Raw genomic sequence first — 17,465 nt, 5'->3', positions numbered from 1 at the left:
TTGCCTGTCCGCCCGCTGGCAGGAAGCGGGATGCGAGGGGGAGAGATTGGTGGAGAGTAGCAGCGAGCGTCTGCTGACCCCAGGAGAGGTTGCCGCCCTCTTCCGGGTAGACCCAAAGACGGTTACGCGCTGGGCTGCGGCAGGCCGCATCAGCAGTATCCGCACCCCCGGAGGGCACCGGCGCTTCCGCGAGTCGGAAGTTCATGCCCTTCTCCGAGGCGAGGACGTTCTTACGGCCGACCGGCCGGCAGGTGAGTCCCCGCGCGTCTGACGTTCCGTCCAGTCGGTGATCCTGCACGGTGGCCCGCGTTGAGCGGTTCACCGCAGGTGGCGGGGTTCGCACCTATCGCCAGGATCACCGTCGGCGGAACCCACTGTTTCGTGTGCTTCCCGGCCACACTTTCGTACGGTGAGCACAGGGCGGCGCCAACCGCAGACCGTGGCTGGCGCCTGTCCGTTCACCCTGATCCGGCGTTCTCCTGCACCGCTCGCCCGATCAGGCGGCACGACCGTCAGGTGTCGTCCTGCCGTGCCTTGAAGGCCAGGAACTCGCGCTCGAGGTCGTCGTTCTCCGCCTCCCAGCGCCGGCGGCGCTCCGCCGCCTCCTCTTCCGTCAGCGACTCGCGAAGCCACTGGTCGTAGTCGGGGTCACCAGGCTGCACTTCCACGTACGCGTTGCCGATCAGACGCCCGTCTTCGCTGGTCAGGCTCTGCGGCACGCGCAGGGTCCCGTCCGCGAGCCGGATGACGTACATGGCCGATCACCTAGATTCCGTAGCGCCGGTTGTAGAACAGCATGACGTTGAGCGCCATCCGCGTGTCGCCCCCGAGCATGTCCACGAGGGCCGGCCGCTGGCGGGAGGCGATGGCGGCGAAGGCGTCGGCGAAGAACTCCTTGCGGCCGAGCCCGCCTCCCTGGCGATGGAAGGACGAGGCCAGCAGCGGCATGGCCTTCTCGTAGAGGAGCACGAACTCCGGCGAGTCCGACACCCAGCCGCCGTGCGGCGCGTCGATGTCGTCGATGGCGTGGCCGACCTCGTGCATCATCACGTCGGGCGTGGGCGAGGGGCGGTCCCCGACGACGATCTTGCGGTCGCCGTACGCGCCCGCGCAGATGTCCCAGGTGGCGCGGCCCGCCGGTAACGGGGCGCCGCGTAAGTAGCCCATGTCGTCGAGATCGGGCACGCCCCCAGGGCCGACGTAGACGCCTTCGAGCCCGGCCGCGAGCTGCTCCTTCAGCCGGTCGGGCAGCCTGGCCAGGCTCTCGACCGCGCGCACGACCTCCGCCGACGGCGGGCCGTTCCTGGCGTCCCACTGGCGGTGCAGGATCGGCTCCAGTTTGCCGCAGTGCCGCAGGCCGTCGTCCATAAAGGGCGCGTCGGGCCGGTTCGGCTGGGCTCGGGGCGGCTGGTCGTCGAGTTCGAAGTCGTACCAGGTGTAGCGGGGCCGCTCGGCCACGGCGGCGGGCAGTCGCTCCGCGCGCTCGCGTACGGCGAAGGCGTCCCAGGCCGGCTTCGGCCACTCGGGCTCTCTCGTGCCCGGCCACATCACCCGCTCCGCACCCGAGGGGGAACCCGCGTCCGGCCGGGAAGTCCGATCCGCACCCGGGTGAGAATGGCGCTCCGGGTGGGAGGTCCGGCCCGCGCCCGGCCGCGTGGCGTCGCCGACCGTCCGGGGAAGGCGCTCGGCGCGCTTCTCAGCGCCCGGCCAGCGGCGCCGGGCGCCCCCGTTGAGTCCTTTGCCCTCGGATCGGCCTGTCGGGGCCTCCTGGGGCGTCTCACGGACGTTGGACCAGAATGACCTGTCCGCGTCCGGGGGCGCCTCGGCGCGGCGGGAGAAGAGGTAGGAGCCGCGCCGCCACCAACGACCGCGCCGATGCCGGCCCTTGTCGTTAGAAAAGGCCATCGCACCTCTCAACACCCGTGGAGCCCCGTGGACACCGCCACATCGGGTTCCACCGTACGACGCCGATCTTCCCCTAGTCACCCGAAATGGGACATCGAACGGCACGAGCACGTCGCGAATGGCTTACAGTTCGGGCATGGCAGGTGTTGTACTCGGCCTGGCGCTGCTGGCCTTCTGGCTCTTCTCCCTGTTCGACGTGGTGACCACGCCCGAGGATGAGGTTAGGAACGTACCAAAAGCACTGTGGATCCTGATAGTGGTGCTGATTCCGCTGCTGGGCGGTCTGGTGTGGATGGCGCGTGGCCGTCCGCGGGCACCCCGTCAGCCGTCGCCGGTGCCCCCGGGCCCTGGCATGCCGAAGGGACCCGACGACGACCCCGACTTCCTGCGTGACCTCGATCGCCGAATGCGCGGTGACGACGTGGGTTAGTCCACGTCGGCATAGCTGTGCAGACCGTCGATGAAGATGTTGACGCCGATCAGGTTGAACAGCAGACAGCCGAACGCCACGAGCTGCACGATGGTCGTGGACTTGCCCCGCCACCCGGCGGTGGCCCTGGCGTGCAGGTAGGCGGCGTAGGCCACCCAGGTGATGAACGACCAGACCTCCTTGGGGTCCCAGCCCCAGTAACGCCCCCACGCCCGGTCCGCCCAGAGCGCACCCGCGATCACCGCGAACGTCCACACCGGGAAGGCGAACACGATCGCCCGGTGCGCCACCCGCTCCAGGTCGGCGCGGGCCGGCAGCCGGGACACCCCGTCGCCGCGCATCAGGTAGAGCACGCCGGACACACCCGCCAGCGTCATCAGCCCGCTGGCGAGGATGGCCGCGGTGACGTGGATGGCGATCCAGTACGAGTTCAGCGCGGGCACCACCGGCCCCGCGGCGGTGTAGAAGACCCGGACGGCCAGCCCGAGCCCGAGCGCGGCCGTGACCATGACGAAGGGGCCGAGAAAGCGCACGTTGTGGCGGACCTGGGTGCCGAGGAACGCGGTCACGGCGGCGAAGCTGATGGCCACGACGAACTCGTACATGTTGCCCCACGGCCACCGGTCCGCCGCCAGGCCGCGGGTGACGATGGCCGTCAGGTTGGCCGCCCACCCGAGCCAGGCGAGCCCGAGCGCCACCTGCCCGGCCCGGACCGCCCAGCCCGGACTCCCCGAGTCGCCCACGGCGGGGGCAGCCTCGGCGAGGGCGCCTTCACCGGACGCGGCCTCGGAGGAGGGGGCTTCGCCGGACGCGCCGACCAGGACGGGTTGCTTGGCCGCGACCGCCGCCTTGTCGGCGCGGGCGCGCCCGAAGGCCAGCTCGATCGCGAAACCGATCATGCCGAAGATGTAGAGCAGGACGGCGGCGACGACGAAAAGGTCGCTCAGCCCTGCGAGTTGCTCAGCGGACATCCTTTTCTCCTGCTGATAGAGCCTTGACGATCTCGGTGAACTCCTCGGCGAAGCCCGCCGCGGAGCCTTCTGTACGGGTGAGGCCGCCCACGTCGACCCGGCCTTCGCGGATCCGTACGAACACGCGGCGGCGGCGGATCAGCAGCGAGGCCGCGATGGCGACCACGGCGACGCCCGCGGACAGCAGGGCGGGCACCCGCCCGGGGTCGTAGGCGATCTGGAGCGTCATCCACTCCCTGACCCCGGTGAACTCCAGCTTGCCCGTCCCCTTCGGCAGGTCGAGCGACTGCCCGACCGCGAGCGGCTTGGGCACGTTGGAGCCCATGACGAGCGGGGTGAGCTTCTTCATGACCTCGGGCGGCGCGAGCTCGTAGACGGACTGCGGCTTGCCTGAGCGCACCCCGAGGTCGCCGGTGAAGGCGCCGATGAGCTGCACCTCCGGGTTGACCTGACCGGGGAAGGCGGACACGTGGGTGCCGTCGGTCAGCGGCACGCTGGTGGGCAGGAAACGCAGCAGGAACCCCAGCTGGGAAGGCCGCGCGTCGGGCGCCTTGACCACGCAACCCGAGGTCATCGTGGTCTTCTGCTCGATCAGGCACGGCACGGGACCGTCGAAGGCCACCTGCCCGTCGCCGTCGGTGACCTTGAAGACGGGGGCGTAGCCGTTGCCGATCAGGTAGGTCTGCGTGCCGTTGACCTCGAGCGGATCGTTGACCTTGAGCGCGTAGTCGCGGGCGAGGGCCGTGGGCGAGTCGTTGACCTTGAGGTGGGCCGTGTAGTCGAGCGCCTGACCCCTCTTGTCGCCCTCGACCTGGTAGCTGACCTGGAAGTCGCTCAACTGGAGGCTGAACGGCTCCAGCGACTCGGCCGAGACCTGGCTGCCCGGGATGTAGCGGTCATAGGCGGCCACCGTGTTGGCGAACCCGTCGCCCTCGACGACCAGGACGTTGCCGCGGTAGCCGAAAAGAGAGCCGGCGCCGATCGCGAGCAGGATGCCGAGCAGGGCGACGTGGAAGAACAGGTTGCCGACTTCGCGTAGGTAGCCCTTCTCCGCCGACACCCAGCCGTCGCCGGTGACGACGCGGAAGCGCAGTCCGCGCAGCCGCCGCGCGGCCTCCTCGACCTCCAGGTCGCCCTCGAACGCGGCCGAGTGGGGCAGGCGGGCGAGGTTCTTCGGGGCGGCGGGCGGCTTGCGGCGCAGCTCGCGCAGGTAGGTCGCGGTGCGCGGGACGACGCAGCCGATCAGTGAGGTGAACAGCAGCAGGTAGACCGCCGCGAACCAGGCGGAGGTGAACACCTCGAAGAGCTGGAACCTGTCGTACCACTCGGCGAGGGTGGGGCTCTGCTCGTAGAGTCTGGCCACCTTGTCGGGGTCGACGCCGCGCTGCGGCACCAGCGAGCCGGGCACCGAGCCGAGCGCGAGCAGGAACAGCAGGATCAGCGCCGTGCGCATCGAGGTGAGCGTGCGCCAGCCCCACCGCAGCCAGCCGACCGGCCCGAACCGGGCCTTCCTGGGCACGTCCTTCCTCGCCCGCTCCTGAACGCCCATCAGATCACCGGCTCGAACGCGCCGATCAGGCCCTGCATGGTCGCGATCATCTCTCCCCAGAGCCCGGTCACCAGCAGGACTCCGACGGCCACCATCATGCCGCCGCCGACCCTGGTGATCAGGCGCGAGTGCTTGCGGATGGCCTGGAACGTGCGCAGGGCCCTGCTGTAGGCCAGCGCCGCGCCCACGAACGGCAGCCCGAGGCCCAGCGCGTACGCGACGGCCAGCAGAGCCCCGCGACCGGCGCTGCCCTCGTTGAGTCCGAGCGTCAGCACCACGGCGAGCGTGGGCCCGATGCACGGCGTCCACCCCAGCCCGAACACCACCCCGAGCAGCGGCGCCCCCGCCAGCCCCGCAGCCGGCCGCCGGTGGATGCGGACGTCGCGCATCAGCCCCGGCAGCAGGCCGAGGAACGCCAGCCCGAGCACGATGGTCAGCACCCCGAGCACCCGCGTGATGACCTCCGCGTTGCCCAGCAGCGCGGCGCCCAGCCCGCCGAACAGCGCGCCGCTGAGCACGAACACCAGCCCGAACCCGGCCACGAACAGCCCGGTCCCGAGCACCAGCCGCCCCCGCCCCGGGTCGGAGCTCATGCCGGTGACGTAGGAGAGGTAGCCGGGCACCAGCGGCAGCACGCACGGCGACAGGAACGACACCACCCCGGCCAGCACCGCGATCGGCACCGCCAGCAGCAGCGATCCTGAGGCGACGACGTCACTCATCGCGCACCTTGGTCACGGCGTTCATCAGGTCGGTGTACTTGACCGCGCCGAGCGCCCGGCCGGCGACCCTGCCCTGCTTGTCGATGATCAGCGTGGACGGGATGGCGGCCGGCGGCACCGTGCCCTGGAAGGCCAGCGCCACCTTGCCCGGCTGGTCGAAGATGCTGGGATAGCCGGTCTGCTCGGTGCGCTCGAACGCCAGCGCGTCGGCCTGGCGGTCCTTGAAGTCGACGCCGAGGAACGCGACGCCACCGTCCTTGGTCTTGGCCGCGACCTCCTTGAGCACCGGCGCCTCCGCCCGGCACGGGCCGCACCACGACGCCCAGAAGTTGAGCACCACGACCTTGCCCTTGTGCGCGGCCAGCGAGGCGGTGTCGCCTTCGAGGGTCGGCCCCTGGATGGCGGGGGCCGGCTCGCGCTCGCCCGCGGCGAACACCTCCATCTTCCCGTCGCCCGCGACGAACCTGGTGTCGCCGGCCTGCTGCGCGCTCTGGTTGCCGGCACAGCCGGCGACCAGTACGGACAGGAGGAGGAGGGAGATGGATGTGGCGCGCACGGAGGAAGATCTCCTTGTACTACAAGCGGTAGAGCTTGCAACTCTACAGTCGGGGTCACGCGCCCCGGACATCGGGGAGCCGGTCAGGCGCCGGGGATGGAGGGGCCTGTCTGCAGCGACCCGGCGGGCTCGCTGTAGCCGATGCTGATCAAGCGGTCGCCGTCGAACGTGAACGTGGTGAGGCTGGCCAGCGCGCACTGCCTGCGCCGGGGATCGTGCCAGAGCCTGCGCCCCTCGCCGGCCATCCTGATCGCCCAGATCGGCAGCTGGTGGCTGACGAGCACCGCCTCGTGGCCGCGCGCGGCCGGCCTGGCCACGTCGATGATGGAACGCATCCGCGCCACGATGGCCGGGTACGCCTCGCCCCACGACGGGCGCAGCGGGTTCCAGAAATAGCGGTAGTTGCGCAGGTCGCGCAGCAGGGCGAGACCCTGACCCGAGACGCGGCCCTCAAGGAGATTGCCCGCCTCGACCAGCCGGTCGTCCTGGACGATGTCCAGGCCCAGCTTGTCGGCGAGCGGGGCCGCGGTCTCCAGCGCGCGTTCGAGCGGCGAGCTGTAGAGGGCGACGATGTCACGGCCGCCGACCGCCTTGGCGACCGTCTCGGCCATGAGGTGCCCTGTCTCGGACAGGTGGTAGCCGGGCAGCCTGCCGTACAGGATGCCCCCGGGATTGTGCACCTCACCGTGGCGCAGAAGGTGTACGACGGTGGTTTCAGCCATGGTGTGGCACAGCCTATCCGCTCGGATGAGCCACTCGGCCAGGGCCCACGCGGGCACGCGAAGTAAGGTCGTCACCGGAAGGAGGCGCCGCGTGAGCCCATGGGCCCTTGCCCTCATCCTGGTCGCCGCCGTCGCCCATGCCTCCTGGAACCTGCTGAGCAAGAAGGCCTCGCAGGCCGACGGCGTCGTCTTCATCTGGCTCGTCGCGGTCGCGGCCACCGTCGTCTGGAGCCCGGTGTTCGCCGGGTTCCTGCTGGTCACGGGCGACGGCCCGACCTGGCTCGACCTCGCGATGATCGGCGGGAGCACGGCGCTGCACCTCGGCTACTTCGTGCTGCTCCAGCGCGGCTACGGCACCGGCGACCTGTCCGTCGTCTACCCGGTCGCGCGCGGCACCGGGCCGATGCTGGCCAGCCTGGTCGCCGTGCTGTTCCTGGACGAGCACCCGTCTCCGGCGGGCGTGGCGGGGATCGTCCTGGTCGGGACAGGGGTGTTCCTGATGAGCGGCGGGCGCGGCGATCTGCGCGCACTCGGTCCGGGGCTGCTCGTGGGGGTGTTCATCGCCGCGTACACGGTCTGGGACTCGCGGGTGGTGAGCGCGTTCGCGGTGGCTCCGATCATGCTCAACTACCTCGGCGAGGTCGGGCGGGCCCTCGCGCTCACGCCGTTCGTGCTCGGGACGCGGCGCGAGCTGGTGGCGGTGGTCTGGCGCGAGCACCGGTTCCGTGTCCTGGGGGCCGCGGTGCTGATCTTCGTGTCGTACCTGCTGGTGCTGATCGCGTTCACGATGGCGCCGGTGAGCGTGGTGGCGCCGGCGCGCGAGATCAGCGTGCTGATCGCGGTCGTGCTGGGCGGCCGGCTGCTGGCCGAGGGCGACCTGCTACGCCGGCTGCTGGCGGCGGGCGTGATCCTGGGCGGCGTGGTGGCCATCGCGCTCAGTTGACGGCCCAGGCGTTCTCCTGCTTGCGGCTGGCCTCCGCCAGCGCGTCGACCATGGCCTTGATCGCGGGTCGGCGCCCCTCGTCCGTACGCCACACCGCGTAGATCCGGCGCGACTGGCGCGGCCTGATCGGCACCAGCCGTACGCCGTCCGGCACGCAGTCGCGGCCGAGCCGCGGCACGATCGCGCAGCCCAGCCCGGCCGCCACCAGGGCGAGCTGGGTCGGGTACTCGTCGGCCATGCAGCCGATCACCGGCTCGACCGAGGCGTTGCGCAGCGTGAACACCAGCCAGTCGTGGCAGACGGTGCCAGGCGAGGAGCTGATCCAGCGCTCGCCGTGCAGGTCGGCCAGCTCCAGCTCCTTGTCGCCGGCCAGCGGATGGCTCGCCGGCACCGCCACGTCGGCGATGTCGTCGATCAGCGTGGCCCTGGACAGGCCCTCGGGCATGGCCATGGGCCGGTTGAGCCAGTCCTGGATCACGCCCAGGTCCAGCTGGCCCCTGGTGACCTCGCGCAGCACCCGTTCAGGCTCGCGCTCGTTGAGCTGGATCCTCAGGTCGGGGTAGCGATCGTGGAGCGCGGCGAGCGCGTCGGGCATGATGCCGCGGGCGGCGGTGGGGAAGGCGGCGACGGTCATCCGGCCGACGACCTCGCCGCGCAGCGCCTCGAAGTCCGCCTCCGCGGTCTCGACCAGGGAGAGGATGCGCTCGGCGTGCTCGGCGAGCAGCCCGGCCGCGTCGGTCAGCCGGACGCCGCGCCCGCTGCGCTCCATGAGCCTGGCCCCGGTCTCCCGCTCCAGCTTCGCGATCTGCTGCGACACCGCCGAGGGCGTGACCATGAGGACCTCGGCCGCCGCGCCGACCGAACCGTAGAGGTGAACGGCGTGAAGAGCCTTGAGCCGGTTCAAGTCCAACATGTAAGCCATACTAAATCATTTAGCGTAGGAAGTCTCGCTTGTCGTTGACTGTGTAGTGAATGAAAATAGATGCATGAGAATCCGTAAGACGAAGAAGCAGCAGCCGGACGCGATCTCCTACCTCAAGGTGCTGGCCGAGCAGACTCGCGAGCTGCGCATCCGTTACGACAAGCCCACTCGCTGAGTGAGCCCCGCCACCTCGTGCCCGGCCTACCCCGCGAGGTGAGCGGCCGCCGTGGCCGTGACGAGCGCCAGCACGGCCAGGTCGGCGAGCAGCAGGCGAGCGGGGTCGCTAGAGGACGGCGGCGGCCGCCTTCGCCGCCGCCGGCAGGGCGTCGGCGACGCGGCTCAGCGCCTCGTCGTCGTGCGCGGCCGACAGGAACCACGCCTCGTACGCCGAAGGCGGCAGGTAGACGCCCTGGTCGAGCATCGAGTGGAAGAACGCGGTGAACGCCGTCGTGTTCTGCGTCTTGGCCTCGGCGAAGCTCGTCACCTCGACCTCCGTGAAGAAGATCGAGAACAGGCTCCCCGCCCGCTGCAGGCGGTGCGGCACCCCGGCCGCGGCCAGCGCTTCGGAGGCGGCCCGCCCCACCGCGAGCGCGGCGGCGTCCACGCGCTCGTAGGCGTCGGCGTCGAGGGCCCGCAGCGTGGCCAGTCCTGCCGCGCACGCGAGCGGATTGCCGGACAGGGTGCCCGCCTGGTAGACGGGTCCTTCGGGCGCGAGCCGGGCCATGACGTCGGCCCGGCCGCCGAAGGCCGCCGCCGGCATCCCGCCGCCCATGACCTTCCCGAACGTCATGAGGTCGGCCTCCACGGGGTCGAGGCCGTACCAGCCGGCGGGCGAGACACGGAAACCCGTCAGCACCTCGTCGACGATGAGCAGCGCCCCGTTGGCCGTGCACAGCTCCCGCAGCCGTGCGTTGAACCCCTCGCGCGGCGGGACCACGCCCATGTTGGCCGGGCACGCCTCGATGATCACGCAGGCGATCTCCGCCGCCGCGAACGCCGCTTCGACGGCCTCGACCGAGTTGTACGGCAACACGATCGTGTCCGCCGCCGCAGCCCCCGTCACGCCCGGCGTGTCAGGCAGCCCGAACGTCGCCACCCCGGACCCGGCCGAGGCCAGCAGCGCGTCGACGTGCCCGTGGTAGCACCCGGCGAACTTGATCACCTTGGACCGCCCGGTGAACCCCCTGGCCAGCCGTACCGCGCTCATCGTCGCCTCGGTGCCCGAGCTGACCAGCCGCACCTTCTCGACCGGCGCCACCCTGGCGACGATCTCCTCGGCCAGCTCGACCTCGCCCGGGGTCGCGGTGCCGTAGGAGAACCCGTTGGCGACGGCCGCCGACACGGCCTCGACGACCGCGGGGTGCCGATGCCCGAGGATCATGGGGCCCCACGAGCAGACCAGGTCGACGTAGCGGTTGCCGTCCACGTCGGTGATGTAGGGGCCCTGGCCGGAGACCATGAAGCGGGGTGTCCCGCCGACCGCGCCGAACGCGCGCACGGGAGAGTTGACGCCCCCGGGCACGATGTCGCGGGCGCGGGCGAACAGGTCCTCGGAGTTCTGTGTACGGCTCACCCGACCAGGTTAGCCCCGGCGCTCCCCGGCCCCGGCGGCACGGTCAGCCGGTGGATCAGACCCTGGCGGGAAGCGCTCATCCACATCATCACCGTCAGTCGGCGAGCCACTCCAGGATGCGGAGCGGGTCGGGCAGCGGCCGACCGTCCGGGGGCCGCAGCCAGGAGACGGTCCGGGCACCTGGAAGGGTCGAGGGCGGCGCGAGTACGTAGCTGTCACGGCAGTGCCACCGCAGGCCCGGCGTGTCGTCGATGGCCTCGGGATCGCAGTCCAGATGACAGGACCACCACTCGTCCTCGTCCTCCGGGTTGCCCCGCGTCGCCACATAAAACAAGACCCGGTCGCCATGAGCGGCGACCGGGCCGGGATGGGCTCCCGCGGCGTCGATTCGGGTGAGGGCCGCCAATCCGGCGGCGAGCGGTACGTCGAAGACGTCGAACACGCGCCCCGTGGGCAGGATCACGTTGGCCTCAGGCTCGGCCTGCCACCAGCGGGTGAGCAGCGCCGGGTCGGTCGTGGCCTGCATGTGCCAGGCGGGAGAGAGCGGATGGGCGCCGGGGTCGGGACAGCCGACGCGGTCACAGGAGCACGCCCTCGGCCCGTGCGGCAGTGCATACGCCCCCGGCACGACAGGCCAGCCCAGCGCGGCGTATTCCAGCACGGAGCCGATGCGCGCCGGCCGCTTCTGTGCCCGCTTTTTGGTACGCCGAGCCAGTGGTACCCCCACCATGTGGTGTCTCCCGTCGAGTCCGCGCCTGAGGAGGTCCCGGCTCCGGGCACCTGCGGTGGGCCGCGTTCAGCGGCTCACTGGCAGGTAGCGGAGTCTGCACCGTCGCACACGCGGGACACACCAGCACTTCTCATCGCACTCTAACGCACCGGTCACATGAGTTGACGGGAAACCCCTTGGTTAGAGCCCTCGCGCCACCTCGGTGGCCCAGTACGTGAGGATCAGGTCGGCCCCTGCCCGCTTGATCGCGACCAGCGATTCCATGATCATTCGCTCGCGGTCCACCCAGCCGTTGGCCGCGGCGGCCTCGATCATGGCGTATTCGCCGCTCACCTGGTAGGCGGCCACCGGCACGTCCACCTCTGCGCGGAAGCGGGTGATGACGTCGAGGTAGGCCAGCGCGGGCTTGACCATGACCGCGTCGGCGCCCTCCGCCAGGTCCAGGCGCACCTCGCGCAGCGCCTCCTCCAGCGGCCCCGCGGGGTCCTGCTGGTGGGTGCTGCGGTCGCCGAACTGCGGCGCGCACTCGGCGGCGTCGCGGAACGGCCCGTAGAAGGCGGACGCGTACTTCGCGGAGTAGGCCAGGATCGGGACGTCTCCGTGACCGGCGCCGTCCAGTGCGGCGCGGATCGCGCCGACCTGGCCGTCCATCATTCCGCTCGGGGCCACCATCTGCGATCCCGCCGCGGCCTGGGCCACCGCGATCGAGGCGTACCGCTCCAGGGTGGCGTCGTTGTCCACGTCGCCGGACGGCGTGAGGATGCCGCAGTGCCCGTTGTCGGTGAACTCGTCGAGGCAGGTGTCGGCCATCACCACGATGGAGTCGCCGACCTCGGCGTTCACGTCGCGCAGCGCCACCTGCAGAATCCCGTCGGGATCGTCGGCGGCCGACCCGCGCGCGTCCTTCACGGCGGGGATGCCGAACAGTATCAGCCCGCCCACACCGGCCTCAGCCGCCTCGTGCGCGGCCTTGCGCAGCGAGTCGCGGGTGTGCTGGACGACACCCGGCATCGAGACGACCGGCTGAGGCTCGCCGATGCCTTCCTTGACGAACATCGGCAGGATCAGGTCGGCCGCGTGCAGCCGGGTGCCCGCGACCATCCGCCGCAGGGCAGGGGCGCGGCGCAGCCGCCGGGGCCGGGCGACGGGAAATCGCGCGCTCATCAGCCTCTCCTCAACCGAGCACCCGCACGGCTCTGTGCGGTGCTCATCGACATGCCTTCGGCCGAGCCCATCTGACTGTCCTCGGCCGGGCGCTCATCTGACTCTTCTTCTGGCGCCCCGGCGGTTCTGCGAGGGCCGGCGCGGGGTGTCGCCCGCCGCCAGGGCCGCCTGGCGCTGCTTGGCTCCGTATTCGGCCACCGCGGCGGCCAGGGCCGACGCGGACGGCTTGTCGGCCATGACGTCGACCCGGAGCCCGAACTCCTCGGCCGTCTTGGCCGTCTGCGGCCCGATGACCGCGATCACGGTGACGTTGTGCGGCTTGCCCGCGATGCCCACGAGGTTGCGCACGGTCGACGACGACGTGAAGAGCACCGCGTCGAACCCGCCGCCCTTGATCGCCTCGCGGATGGGCGCGGGCGGCGGCGCGGCCCGCACGGTGCGGTAGGCGGTGACGTCGTCGCACTCCCAGCCCAGCTCGGTGAGCCCGGCCACCAGCGTGTCGGTGGAGATGTCGGCCCGCGGCAGCAGCACCCGGTTGATCGGGTCGAGCATCGAGTCGTAAGGCGGCCACTCAGCCACCAGCCCCTCGGACGACTGCTCGCCCGAGGGCAGCAGATCGGGCTTGACCCCGAACTCGACCAGGGCCCGCGCGGTCGCGTCGCCCACGGCCGCCACCTTGAGCCCGGCGAAGGCCCGCGCGTCGAGGCCGTATTCCTCGAACTTCTCGCGCACCGCCTTGACCGCGTTGGCGCTGGTGAAGGCCACCCACTCGTAGCGCCCTGTGACCAGGCCCTTGATCGCGCGATCCATCTGCTGCGGGGTGCGGGGCGGCTCGACCGAGATGGTCGGCACCTCCTCGGGCACCGCGCCGTACGCGATGAGCTGCTCGGACAGACTGCGCGACTGCTCCTTGGTACGCGGCACCAGCACCCGCCACCCGAACAGCGGCTTGGTCTCGAACCACGACAGCTTGTCGCGCATCCCCACGGCCTCGCCGACCACGATCAGCGCGGGCTCGGTGAACCCCGCGTGCTTCAGGTCGGCCTGCAGCCTGCCCAGCGAGGACACGACGGTGTACTGCTCGGTGGTGGTGCCACCGCTGCTGACCGCGACGGGCGTGGTGTCGGGCTTGCCGCCGGCGATGAGGGCCTTGCCGATGGCCACGGCGTCGCCGATGCCGTGGTAGATCACCAGCGTGCCGCGGCAGGCGGCGTGGGCGGCCCAGTCCTGGTCCTGGGCGGCGTCGACGATCCTGAACTCGGGCACGCCCACCGCAGGCGGGATGCCCGCGTAGGTGAGCACGGCGGTCGCGGGCGGCACACCGGGCACGATCTCGAAGTCCACCTCCGCCGCGGTGCAGGCCGCGACCTCCTCGGTGATCGAGGAGAACAGCATGGGGTCGCCCTCGCACAGGCGCACCACGAGCTGACCCCGTTTCGCGCGCTTGACGACGCTCGCGAAGCCGCCCTCGACGACCTCGACGCCTTCGCGGCATTGGCTCGGCGGCGAGTCGTGCGGTGCCTCGCCGAGCACCACCGCGTCGGCCTTGGCCAGCAGCTCGGCGGCGCGGAGGGTGAGCAGGTTGGGATCGCCGGGCCCCGCGCCCACGAACGCGACGAAACCGGAGGTCGGACTATCGGAGCTCAATGGGAATGCTCCCCCATCAATCTGTCGGCTCCTTCGGCGATCATCTCGGCCGCTAGGAGGCGGCCCAGGTTAGCAGCCTCCGAAGGAGAGCCGGCGGCGGACTTGCGGACCGCTTCGCGTCCGTCGATCGAGACGACAGCGGCGGTCAGGTTCAGAGTGTGCCCCAAAGTGTGCCCGTCATCGGCCGCGTACGCACCCACGGGGGCGGCACAACCTGCCTCGAGCGCGGCGAGCACGGCGCGCTCGGCGGTGACCGCGGCGCGTGTGCGCGGGTCGTCGAGCACGCCGAGGAACTCGATCAGGTCGGCGCGGTCGGCGCGGCACTCCACGGCGAGTGCGCCCTGGCCGGGCGCGGGCAGCAGCTCCTCGACCTCGAAGATCTGCGCGACGTCGGCGCCGCGGCCGATCCTGGTCAGGCCGGCGGCGGCGAGCACGACCGCGTCGAGCTCGCCTGAGGCGACCTTGCCGATGCGGGTGTCCGCGTTGCCGCGGATCGGGACGTATTCGAGGTCGGGCCGCAGCGCGCTGAGCATGGCCACCCGGCGCGGCGAGCCGGTGCCGACCCTGGCGCCCGGCGCCAGGTCGGCGAACTTGTGCGGGCCGACCAGCGCGTCGCGGTGGTCGTGCCGTGCGGGGATGGCGGCGAGCGTGAAACGCGGGTCCTGCTTGGTCGGCAGGTCCTTCAGCGAATGTACGGCGAAGTCGACCTCGTCCTCGATGAGCTTGTCGCGCAACGCGCTGACGAACACGCCCGTGCCGCCGAGCTGGGCGAGGTGAGCCTTGGTCACGTCGCCGAACGTCGTGACGCCCACGAGCTCGATCGCGCGCCCGGTGCGCCTGGTGTAGGCGTCGGCCACCATCTGGGACTGCGTGGTCGCCATCAGGCTGCGGCGGGTTCCCAACCTCACAGCTCCACCTCCCTCACGGCCTCGGGTATCGTCGGATCAAGATTGAACAACTCGCGCAGCGCCTCCGCATAATGATCGCCTCCTGGGCAGGTGGCGAGCTGCTTGACACGCACAGTCGGCTCGTGAAGCAGTTTGTCCACCACCCGCTGTACGGTCATGGCGACCTCGTCCCTCGCCTTCTCATCCAGGTCGGGCACCCTCATCAGGAGCCGGCCGAGCTCTGACTCGACCACGCCCGCGGCCTTGCTGCGCAACGCCACCACGGTCGGAGTGACCTTGGCGGCACGTTCGGCGTCGAGGTACGCGCGCAACTCCCCGGCGACCAGAGCGCGTACGGACTCGACCGCGCGTGTTCCGTCACCCTCGCGCGAGCCGATGCCGGACTCCTGGATCGTCTCCAGGTCGACCAGCGTGACCCCGGGCACGGAGCGTACCTCAGGGTCGACGTCATGTGGCAACGCCAGGTCCAGCAGGAACGCGCCCCTGGTGATCATCTCAGGGGTGATGAGGTGACGGCCCGCGCCCGTGCAGGTGATGACGATGTCCGCGCCGGCCAGCTCGTCCGCCACGGCGGAGAACTCCACCGCCCGCCCGCCGACGGACTCCGCCAGCCGGGCGCCGCGGTCGTAGGTGCGGTTGGCCACGACGATGTCGGTGACGCCCGCGCGCCGCAGCGTGGCGGCGGCCAGCGAGCTCATGGAGCCGGCGCCGATCACCAGCGCCCGCCGCCCGGCGAGGTCACCCGCCAGGGCGAGCCCGGCGGAGACGAGGGAGGGGCCGGCCTTGTCGATGCCGGTCTCGTGGTGGGCCCGCTTGCCGACCCGCAGCGCCTGCTGGACGAGGTCGTTGAGGGTGGCGCCGACCGTGCCCTGGCGCTGCGCCAGCCTGAGCGCCTGGCGGACCTGGCCGAGGATCTGGCCCTCGCCGACGACCATGGAGTCGAGGCCGCACACCACGGAGAACAGGTGCTCGACGGCGCGCTCCTCGTAGTGCACGTAGAGGTGCGGCGTGAGCTCCTCCACCGGGACGCCCGAGTGGACGCCGAGGAGCCTGCTGATGGCGGTGACGGCGGCGTGGAAGCGGTCGACGGTGACGTAGACCTCGACCCTGTTGCACGTCGAGACCACCATGGCCTCGGCCACGCAGGGATCGTCATGAACGTCGTGCAGTAGTTTGGCCAGCGCGTCGCCGGCCACGGAAACGCGCTCCAGCAGCGCCACCGGCGCCGTCCGGTGGCTCAGTCCGATAGCCAGAACACTCATTGACCGTCCACCGCCATGAGTGGCCCCCCAGCCTTGCGTTGCTCGTGGAACGCGAGAATCTGCAGTTCGATTGATAGGTCGACTTTACGGACATCGACACCGTCCGGCACGGAAAGCACAACCGGGGCGAAGTTCAGGATGCTGGTCACGCCGACCGCCATGACGCGATCGCAGACCTTCTGCGCCGCGGCCGCCGGTGTCGCCAGCACCACGATCGAGACTCCACGCCGCTTGATGACGGCTTCCAGTTCGTCGATGTGCTCCACATTCAACCCCGCGATGGTGTCGCCCACGACTTCGGGGTCGGCGTCGACGAGGGCCGCCACGCGGAAGCCCCTGGAGACGAAGCCGCCGTAGTTGGCCAGCGCCCTGCCGAGGTTACCGACTCCGACGATCGCCACCGCCCAGTCTTGGGTCAGACCGAGCTCTCGGGAGATTTGATAGACGAGATACTCCACCTCATAGCCTACGCCGCGTGTGCCGTAGGAGCCGAGGTGCGAAAGATCCTTGCGGAGTTTGGCGGAGTTGACTCCGGCGGCGGTGGCCAGGTCCTCCGAGCTCACGGTCGCGACGCCCCGCTCGGCCATCCCGTGCAGCGCCCTGAGGTACAACGGAAGCCTGGCGACCGTCGCCTCGGGGATGCCGCGGTCACGGGGATGGGACGGGCTCTTCACGTGCCGGTGCTCCAGGGGACGGGCGGCTTGGGAACCGCGTGAACGGAATCGAACCGCCTTTCAGGTTAATCCCTTTGTGAACCGATGCACAAAGTCTCGGCCGGTACGGTTGTCGTATGCATCGCATCACCTTGCTCGGCAAGCCCGGCTGTCACTTGTGTGAGGACGCGCGCGAGGTCGTCGCCAGGGTCGCGGGCGAGCTGGGCGTGCCGTGGGAGGAGATCAGCATCGAGTCCTCCGCGGAGCTCACGGAGAAATACTGGGAGATGATCCCGGTGACGTTGATCGACGGTGTGCAGCACGACTTCTGGCGGGTGGACGAGAGCCGCCTGCGCGCCGCGCTGAGCGGCCCGCAGGACTAGCCGGCACGACTGGCCGCTAGAAAACGGCCGAGGGCAGCGGCACGACCTTCGCGGCGTTGACGTTGAGCTCGATCACGTTGGTGGCCAGCACCATGGTCTGCCGCTCGTTGACGAATCGCTCGACGTGCGGCTGGCGCTGGTGGTCGCGGTAGGCCACCTCGTCGCGGTAGAGCTCGTAGACGATGCGCTGCAGGGGGGCCGACTTGACGGCGTGGCAGGCGTACACGAGGGTGTCGGGCTCGCCGCGGCGTACGGCCTCGACGGTGGCCTCGGCCAGCCGGTCGAACGCGTCGCCCGCGCCGTCCATGATCGTGAAGACGGTCAGGAGGCCGTAGATGTTCGGTGAGGGCCTGCTGGAGCCCGGCTGCTGCTGCGCCGCGGGCGAGAACAACTCGGCGCCGGAGAAGAGCATCCCGGTCGCGGGC

The 17,465-nt window shown here is 70.8% G+C and carries 20 protein-coding genes; 4 read left to right on the top strand and 16 right to left on the bottom strand.

Going from position 1 to position 17,465, the window contains the following annotated elements; translation table 11 throughout:
• The first annotated feature begins 49 nt into the window (after window positions 1-49).
• Window positions 50-271 (top strand): BldC family transcriptional regulator, encoded by a 222-nt coding sequence (locus tag ITP53_RS15395; RefSeq protein ID WP_026214226.1) that lies wholly within the window; start codon window positions 50-52, stop codon window positions 269-271.
• Between the two features lie 241 nt (window positions 272-512).
• Here ITP53_RS15395 and ITP53_RS15390 read toward each other — a convergent pair whose 3' ends face one another.
• Both ITP53_RS15390 and ITP53_RS15385 read right to left on the bottom strand, forming a co-directional pair.
• On the bottom strand, window positions 513-755 hold the full coding sequence (locus tag ITP53_RS15390) for a hypothetical protein (RefSeq protein WP_195896067.1): 243 nt from the start codon (window positions 753-755) through the stop codon (window positions 513-515).
• A gap of 10 nt (window positions 756-765) precedes the next feature.
• On the bottom strand, window positions 766-1,905 hold the full coding sequence (locus ITP53_RS15385) for a hypothetical protein (RefSeq protein WP_195896066.1): 1,140 nt from the start codon (window positions 1,903-1,905) through the stop codon (window positions 766-768).
• Between the two features lie 136 nt (window positions 1,906-2,041).
• On the opposite strand from ITP53_RS15385, the gene ITP53_RS15380 reads away from it, so the two are divergent.
• Window positions 2,042-2,335, top strand: a complete 294-nt coding sequence (locus tag ITP53_RS15380; RefSeq protein ID WP_195896065.1) for a PLD nuclease N-terminal domain-containing protein — start codon at window positions 2,042-2,044, stop codon at window positions 2,333-2,335.
• Here ITP53_RS15380 and ccsB read toward each other — a convergent pair.
• The 5 genes from ccsB to ITP53_RS15355 all read right to left on the bottom strand — a co-directional run bounded on the left by ccsB (window position 2,332) and on the right by ITP53_RS15355 (window position 6,855).
• Window positions 2,332-3,306, bottom strand: coding sequence for a c-type cytochrome biogenesis protein CcsB (gene ccsB, locus ITP53_RS15375; RefSeq protein WP_195896064.1), 975 nt, complete (start codon window positions 3,304-3,306; stop codon window positions 2,332-2,334). The two genes, ITP53_RS15380 and ccsB, sit on opposite strands and share 4 nt — an antisense overlap.
• Entirely contained in the window at window positions 3,296-4,855 is a 1,560-nt protein-coding gene (resB, locus tag ITP53_RS15370; RefSeq protein ID WP_195896063.1) for a cytochrome c biogenesis protein ResB, read from the bottom strand. The genes ccsB and resB overlap by 11 nt, the downstream gene beginning before the upstream one ends.
• The gene (locus tag ITP53_RS15365) at window positions 4,855-5,577 is read right to left on the bottom strand and encodes a cytochrome c biogenesis CcdA family protein (RefSeq protein ID WP_195896062.1); all 723 of its coding nucleotides are present in this window, start codon (window positions 5,575-5,577) and stop codon (window positions 4,855-4,857) included. Before ITP53_RS15365 ends, resB begins: the two co-directional genes overlap by 1 nt.
• Entirely contained in the window at window positions 5,570-6,133 is a 564-nt protein-coding gene (locus ITP53_RS15360) for a TlpA family protein disulfide reductase (protein ID WP_328814581.1), read from the bottom strand. The genes ITP53_RS15365 and ITP53_RS15360 overlap by 8 nt, the downstream gene beginning before the upstream one ends.
• 83 nt (window positions 6,134-6,216) lie before the next feature.
• Entirely contained in the window at window positions 6,217-6,855 is a 639-nt protein-coding gene (locus tag ITP53_RS15355; RefSeq protein WP_195896060.1) for a histidine phosphatase family protein, read from the bottom strand.
• A gap of 91 nt (window positions 6,856-6,946) precedes the next feature.
• Here ITP53_RS15355 and ITP53_RS15350 point away from each other — a divergent pair, with 91 nt between their 5' ends.
• Complete coding sequence (locus ITP53_RS15350) at window positions 6,947-7,798, top strand: EamA family transporter (RefSeq protein ID WP_195896059.1); 852 nt, start codon at window positions 6,947-6,949, stop codon at window positions 7,796-7,798.
• Here the strand turns inward: ITP53_RS15350 and ITP53_RS15345 are convergent.
• The 8 genes from ITP53_RS15345 to ITP53_RS15310 form a co-directional block, all read right to left on the bottom strand.
• Window positions 7,791-8,711 carry a LysR family transcriptional regulator gene (locus ITP53_RS15345; protein ID WP_195896058.1) on the bottom strand — a complete coding sequence of 307 codons (921 nt, stop codon included), beginning with the start codon at window positions 8,709-8,711 and terminating at the stop codon, window positions 7,791-7,793. The two genes, ITP53_RS15350 and ITP53_RS15345, sit on opposite strands and share 8 nt — an antisense overlap.
• Before the next feature lie 292 nt (window positions 8,712-9,003).
• Window positions 9,004-10,293: a glutamate-1-semialdehyde 2,1-aminomutase gene (gene hemL, locus ITP53_RS15340; protein ID WP_195896057.1), complete on the bottom strand. Its 1,290-nt coding sequence runs from the start codon at window positions 10,291-10,293 to the stop codon at window positions 9,004-9,006.
• A gap of 94 nt (window positions 10,294-10,387) precedes the next feature.
• The gene (locus ITP53_RS15335) at window positions 10,388-11,023 is read right to left on the bottom strand and encodes a bifunctional DNA primase/polymerase (protein WP_195896056.1); all 636 of its coding nucleotides are present in this window, start codon (window positions 11,021-11,023) and stop codon (window positions 10,388-10,390) included.
• Window positions 11,024-11,203: 180 nt separating this feature from the next.
• Window positions 11,204-12,187, bottom strand: a complete 984-nt coding sequence (gene hemB, locus ITP53_RS15330) for a porphobilinogen synthase (RefSeq protein WP_195896055.1) — start codon at window positions 12,185-12,187, stop codon at window positions 11,204-11,206.
• Window positions 12,188-12,280: 93 nt separating this feature from the next.
• Window positions 12,281-13,834: a bifunctional uroporphyrinogen-III C-methyltransferase/uroporphyrinogen-III synthase gene (locus ITP53_RS15325; protein ID WP_207755994.1), complete on the bottom strand. Its 1,554-nt coding sequence runs from the start codon at window positions 13,832-13,834 to the stop codon at window positions 12,281-12,283.
• The gene (gene hemC / locus ITP53_RS15320; protein WP_195896104.1) at window positions 13,831-14,715 is read right to left on the bottom strand and encodes a hydroxymethylbilane synthase; all 885 of its coding nucleotides are present in this window, start codon (window positions 14,713-14,715) and stop codon (window positions 13,831-13,833) included. The genes ITP53_RS15325 and hemC overlap by 4 nt, the downstream gene beginning before the upstream one ends.
• Before the next feature lie 23 nt (window positions 14,716-14,738).
• Window positions 14,739-16,004 (bottom strand): glutamyl-tRNA reductase, encoded by a 1,266-nt coding sequence (locus ITP53_RS15315; RefSeq protein WP_195896054.1) that lies wholly within the window; start codon window positions 16,002-16,004, stop codon window positions 14,739-14,741.
• Complete coding sequence (locus tag ITP53_RS15310; RefSeq protein WP_195896053.1) at window positions 16,001-16,678, bottom strand: redox-sensing transcriptional repressor Rex; 678 nt, start codon at window positions 16,676-16,678, stop codon at window positions 16,001-16,003. The genes ITP53_RS15315 and ITP53_RS15310 overlap by 4 nt, the downstream gene beginning before the upstream one ends.
• A gap of 116 nt (window positions 16,679-16,794) precedes the next feature.
• Between ITP53_RS15310 and ITP53_RS15305 the strand changes: the two genes are divergently transcribed.
• Window positions 16,795-17,040, top strand: coding sequence for a glutaredoxin family protein (locus tag ITP53_RS15305; protein ID WP_195896052.1), 246 nt, complete (start codon window positions 16,795-16,797; stop codon window positions 17,038-17,040).
• A gap of 16 nt (window positions 17,041-17,056) precedes the next feature.
• On the opposite strand, the gene ITP53_RS15300 is transcribed toward ITP53_RS15305, so the two are convergent.
• Window positions 17,057-17,465: putative quinol monooxygenase (locus ITP53_RS15300; RefSeq protein WP_195896051.1), on the bottom strand; the 409-nt coding region annotated here is incomplete at its 5' end.

The sequence above is a fragment of the Nonomuraea cypriaca genome (assembly GCF_015645445.1).
In the GTDB taxonomy this organism is placed as follows: domain Bacteria; phylum Actinomycetota; class Actinomycetes; order Streptosporangiales; family Streptosporangiaceae; genus Nonomuraea; species Nonomuraea cypriaca.
The sequence above is the reverse complement of the archived record's forward strand: the minus strand, read 5'-3'. Positions and strand labels throughout refer to the sequence as shown.

Excerpts from the sequence above, each read along its gene's own strand:
- ITP53_RS15390 (WP_195896067.1), bottom strand. The coding sequence starts at position 755 with ATGTACGTCATCCGGCTCGCGGACGGGACCCTGCGCGTGCCGCAGAGC.
- ITP53_RS15385 (WP_195896066.1), bottom strand. The coding sequence starts at position 1,905 with ATGGCCTTTTCTAACGACAAGGGCCGGCATCGGCGCGGTCGTTGGTGG.
- ITP53_RS15380 (WP_195896065.1), top strand. The coding sequence starts at position 2,042 with ATGGCAGGTGTTGTACTCGGCCTGGCGCTGCTGGCCTTCTGGCTCTTC.
- ccsB (WP_195896064.1), bottom strand. The coding sequence starts at position 3,306 with ATGTCCGCTGAGCAACTCGCAGGGCTGAGCGACCTTTTCGTCGTCGCC.
- resB (WP_195896063.1), bottom strand. The coding sequence starts at position 4,855 with ATGGGCGTTCAGGAGCGGGCGAGGAAGGACGTGCCCAGGAAGGCCCGG.
- ITP53_RS15365 (WP_195896062.1), bottom strand. The coding sequence starts at position 5,577 with ATGAGTGACGTCGTCGCCTCAGGATCGCTGCTGCTGGCGGTGCCGATC.
- ITP53_RS15355 (WP_195896060.1), bottom strand. The coding sequence starts at position 6,855 with ATGGCTGAAACCACCGTCGTACACCTTCTGCGCCACGGTGAGGTGCAC.
- ITP53_RS15345 (WP_195896058.1), bottom strand. The coding sequence starts at position 8,711 with ATGTTGGACTTGAACCGGCTCAAGGCTCTTCACGCCGTTCACCTCTAC.
- ITP53_RS15335 (WP_195896056.1), bottom strand. The coding sequence starts at position 11,023 with ATGGTGGGGGTACCACTGGCTCGGCGTACCAAAAAGCGGGCACAGAAG.
- hemB (WP_195896055.1), bottom strand. The coding sequence starts at position 12,187 with ATGAGCGCGCGATTTCCCGTCGCCCGGCCCCGGCGGCTGCGCCGCGCC.
- hemC (WP_195896104.1), bottom strand. The coding sequence starts at position 14,715 with ATGGCGACCACGCAGTCCCAGATGGTGGCCGACGCCTACACCAGGCGC.
- ITP53_RS15315 (WP_195896054.1), bottom strand. The coding sequence starts at position 16,004 with ATGAGTGTTCTGGCTATCGGACTGAGCCACCGGACGGCGCCGGTGGCG.
- ITP53_RS15305 (WP_195896052.1), top strand. The coding sequence starts at position 16,795 with ATGCATCGCATCACCTTGCTCGGCAAGCCCGGCTGTCACTTGTGTGAG.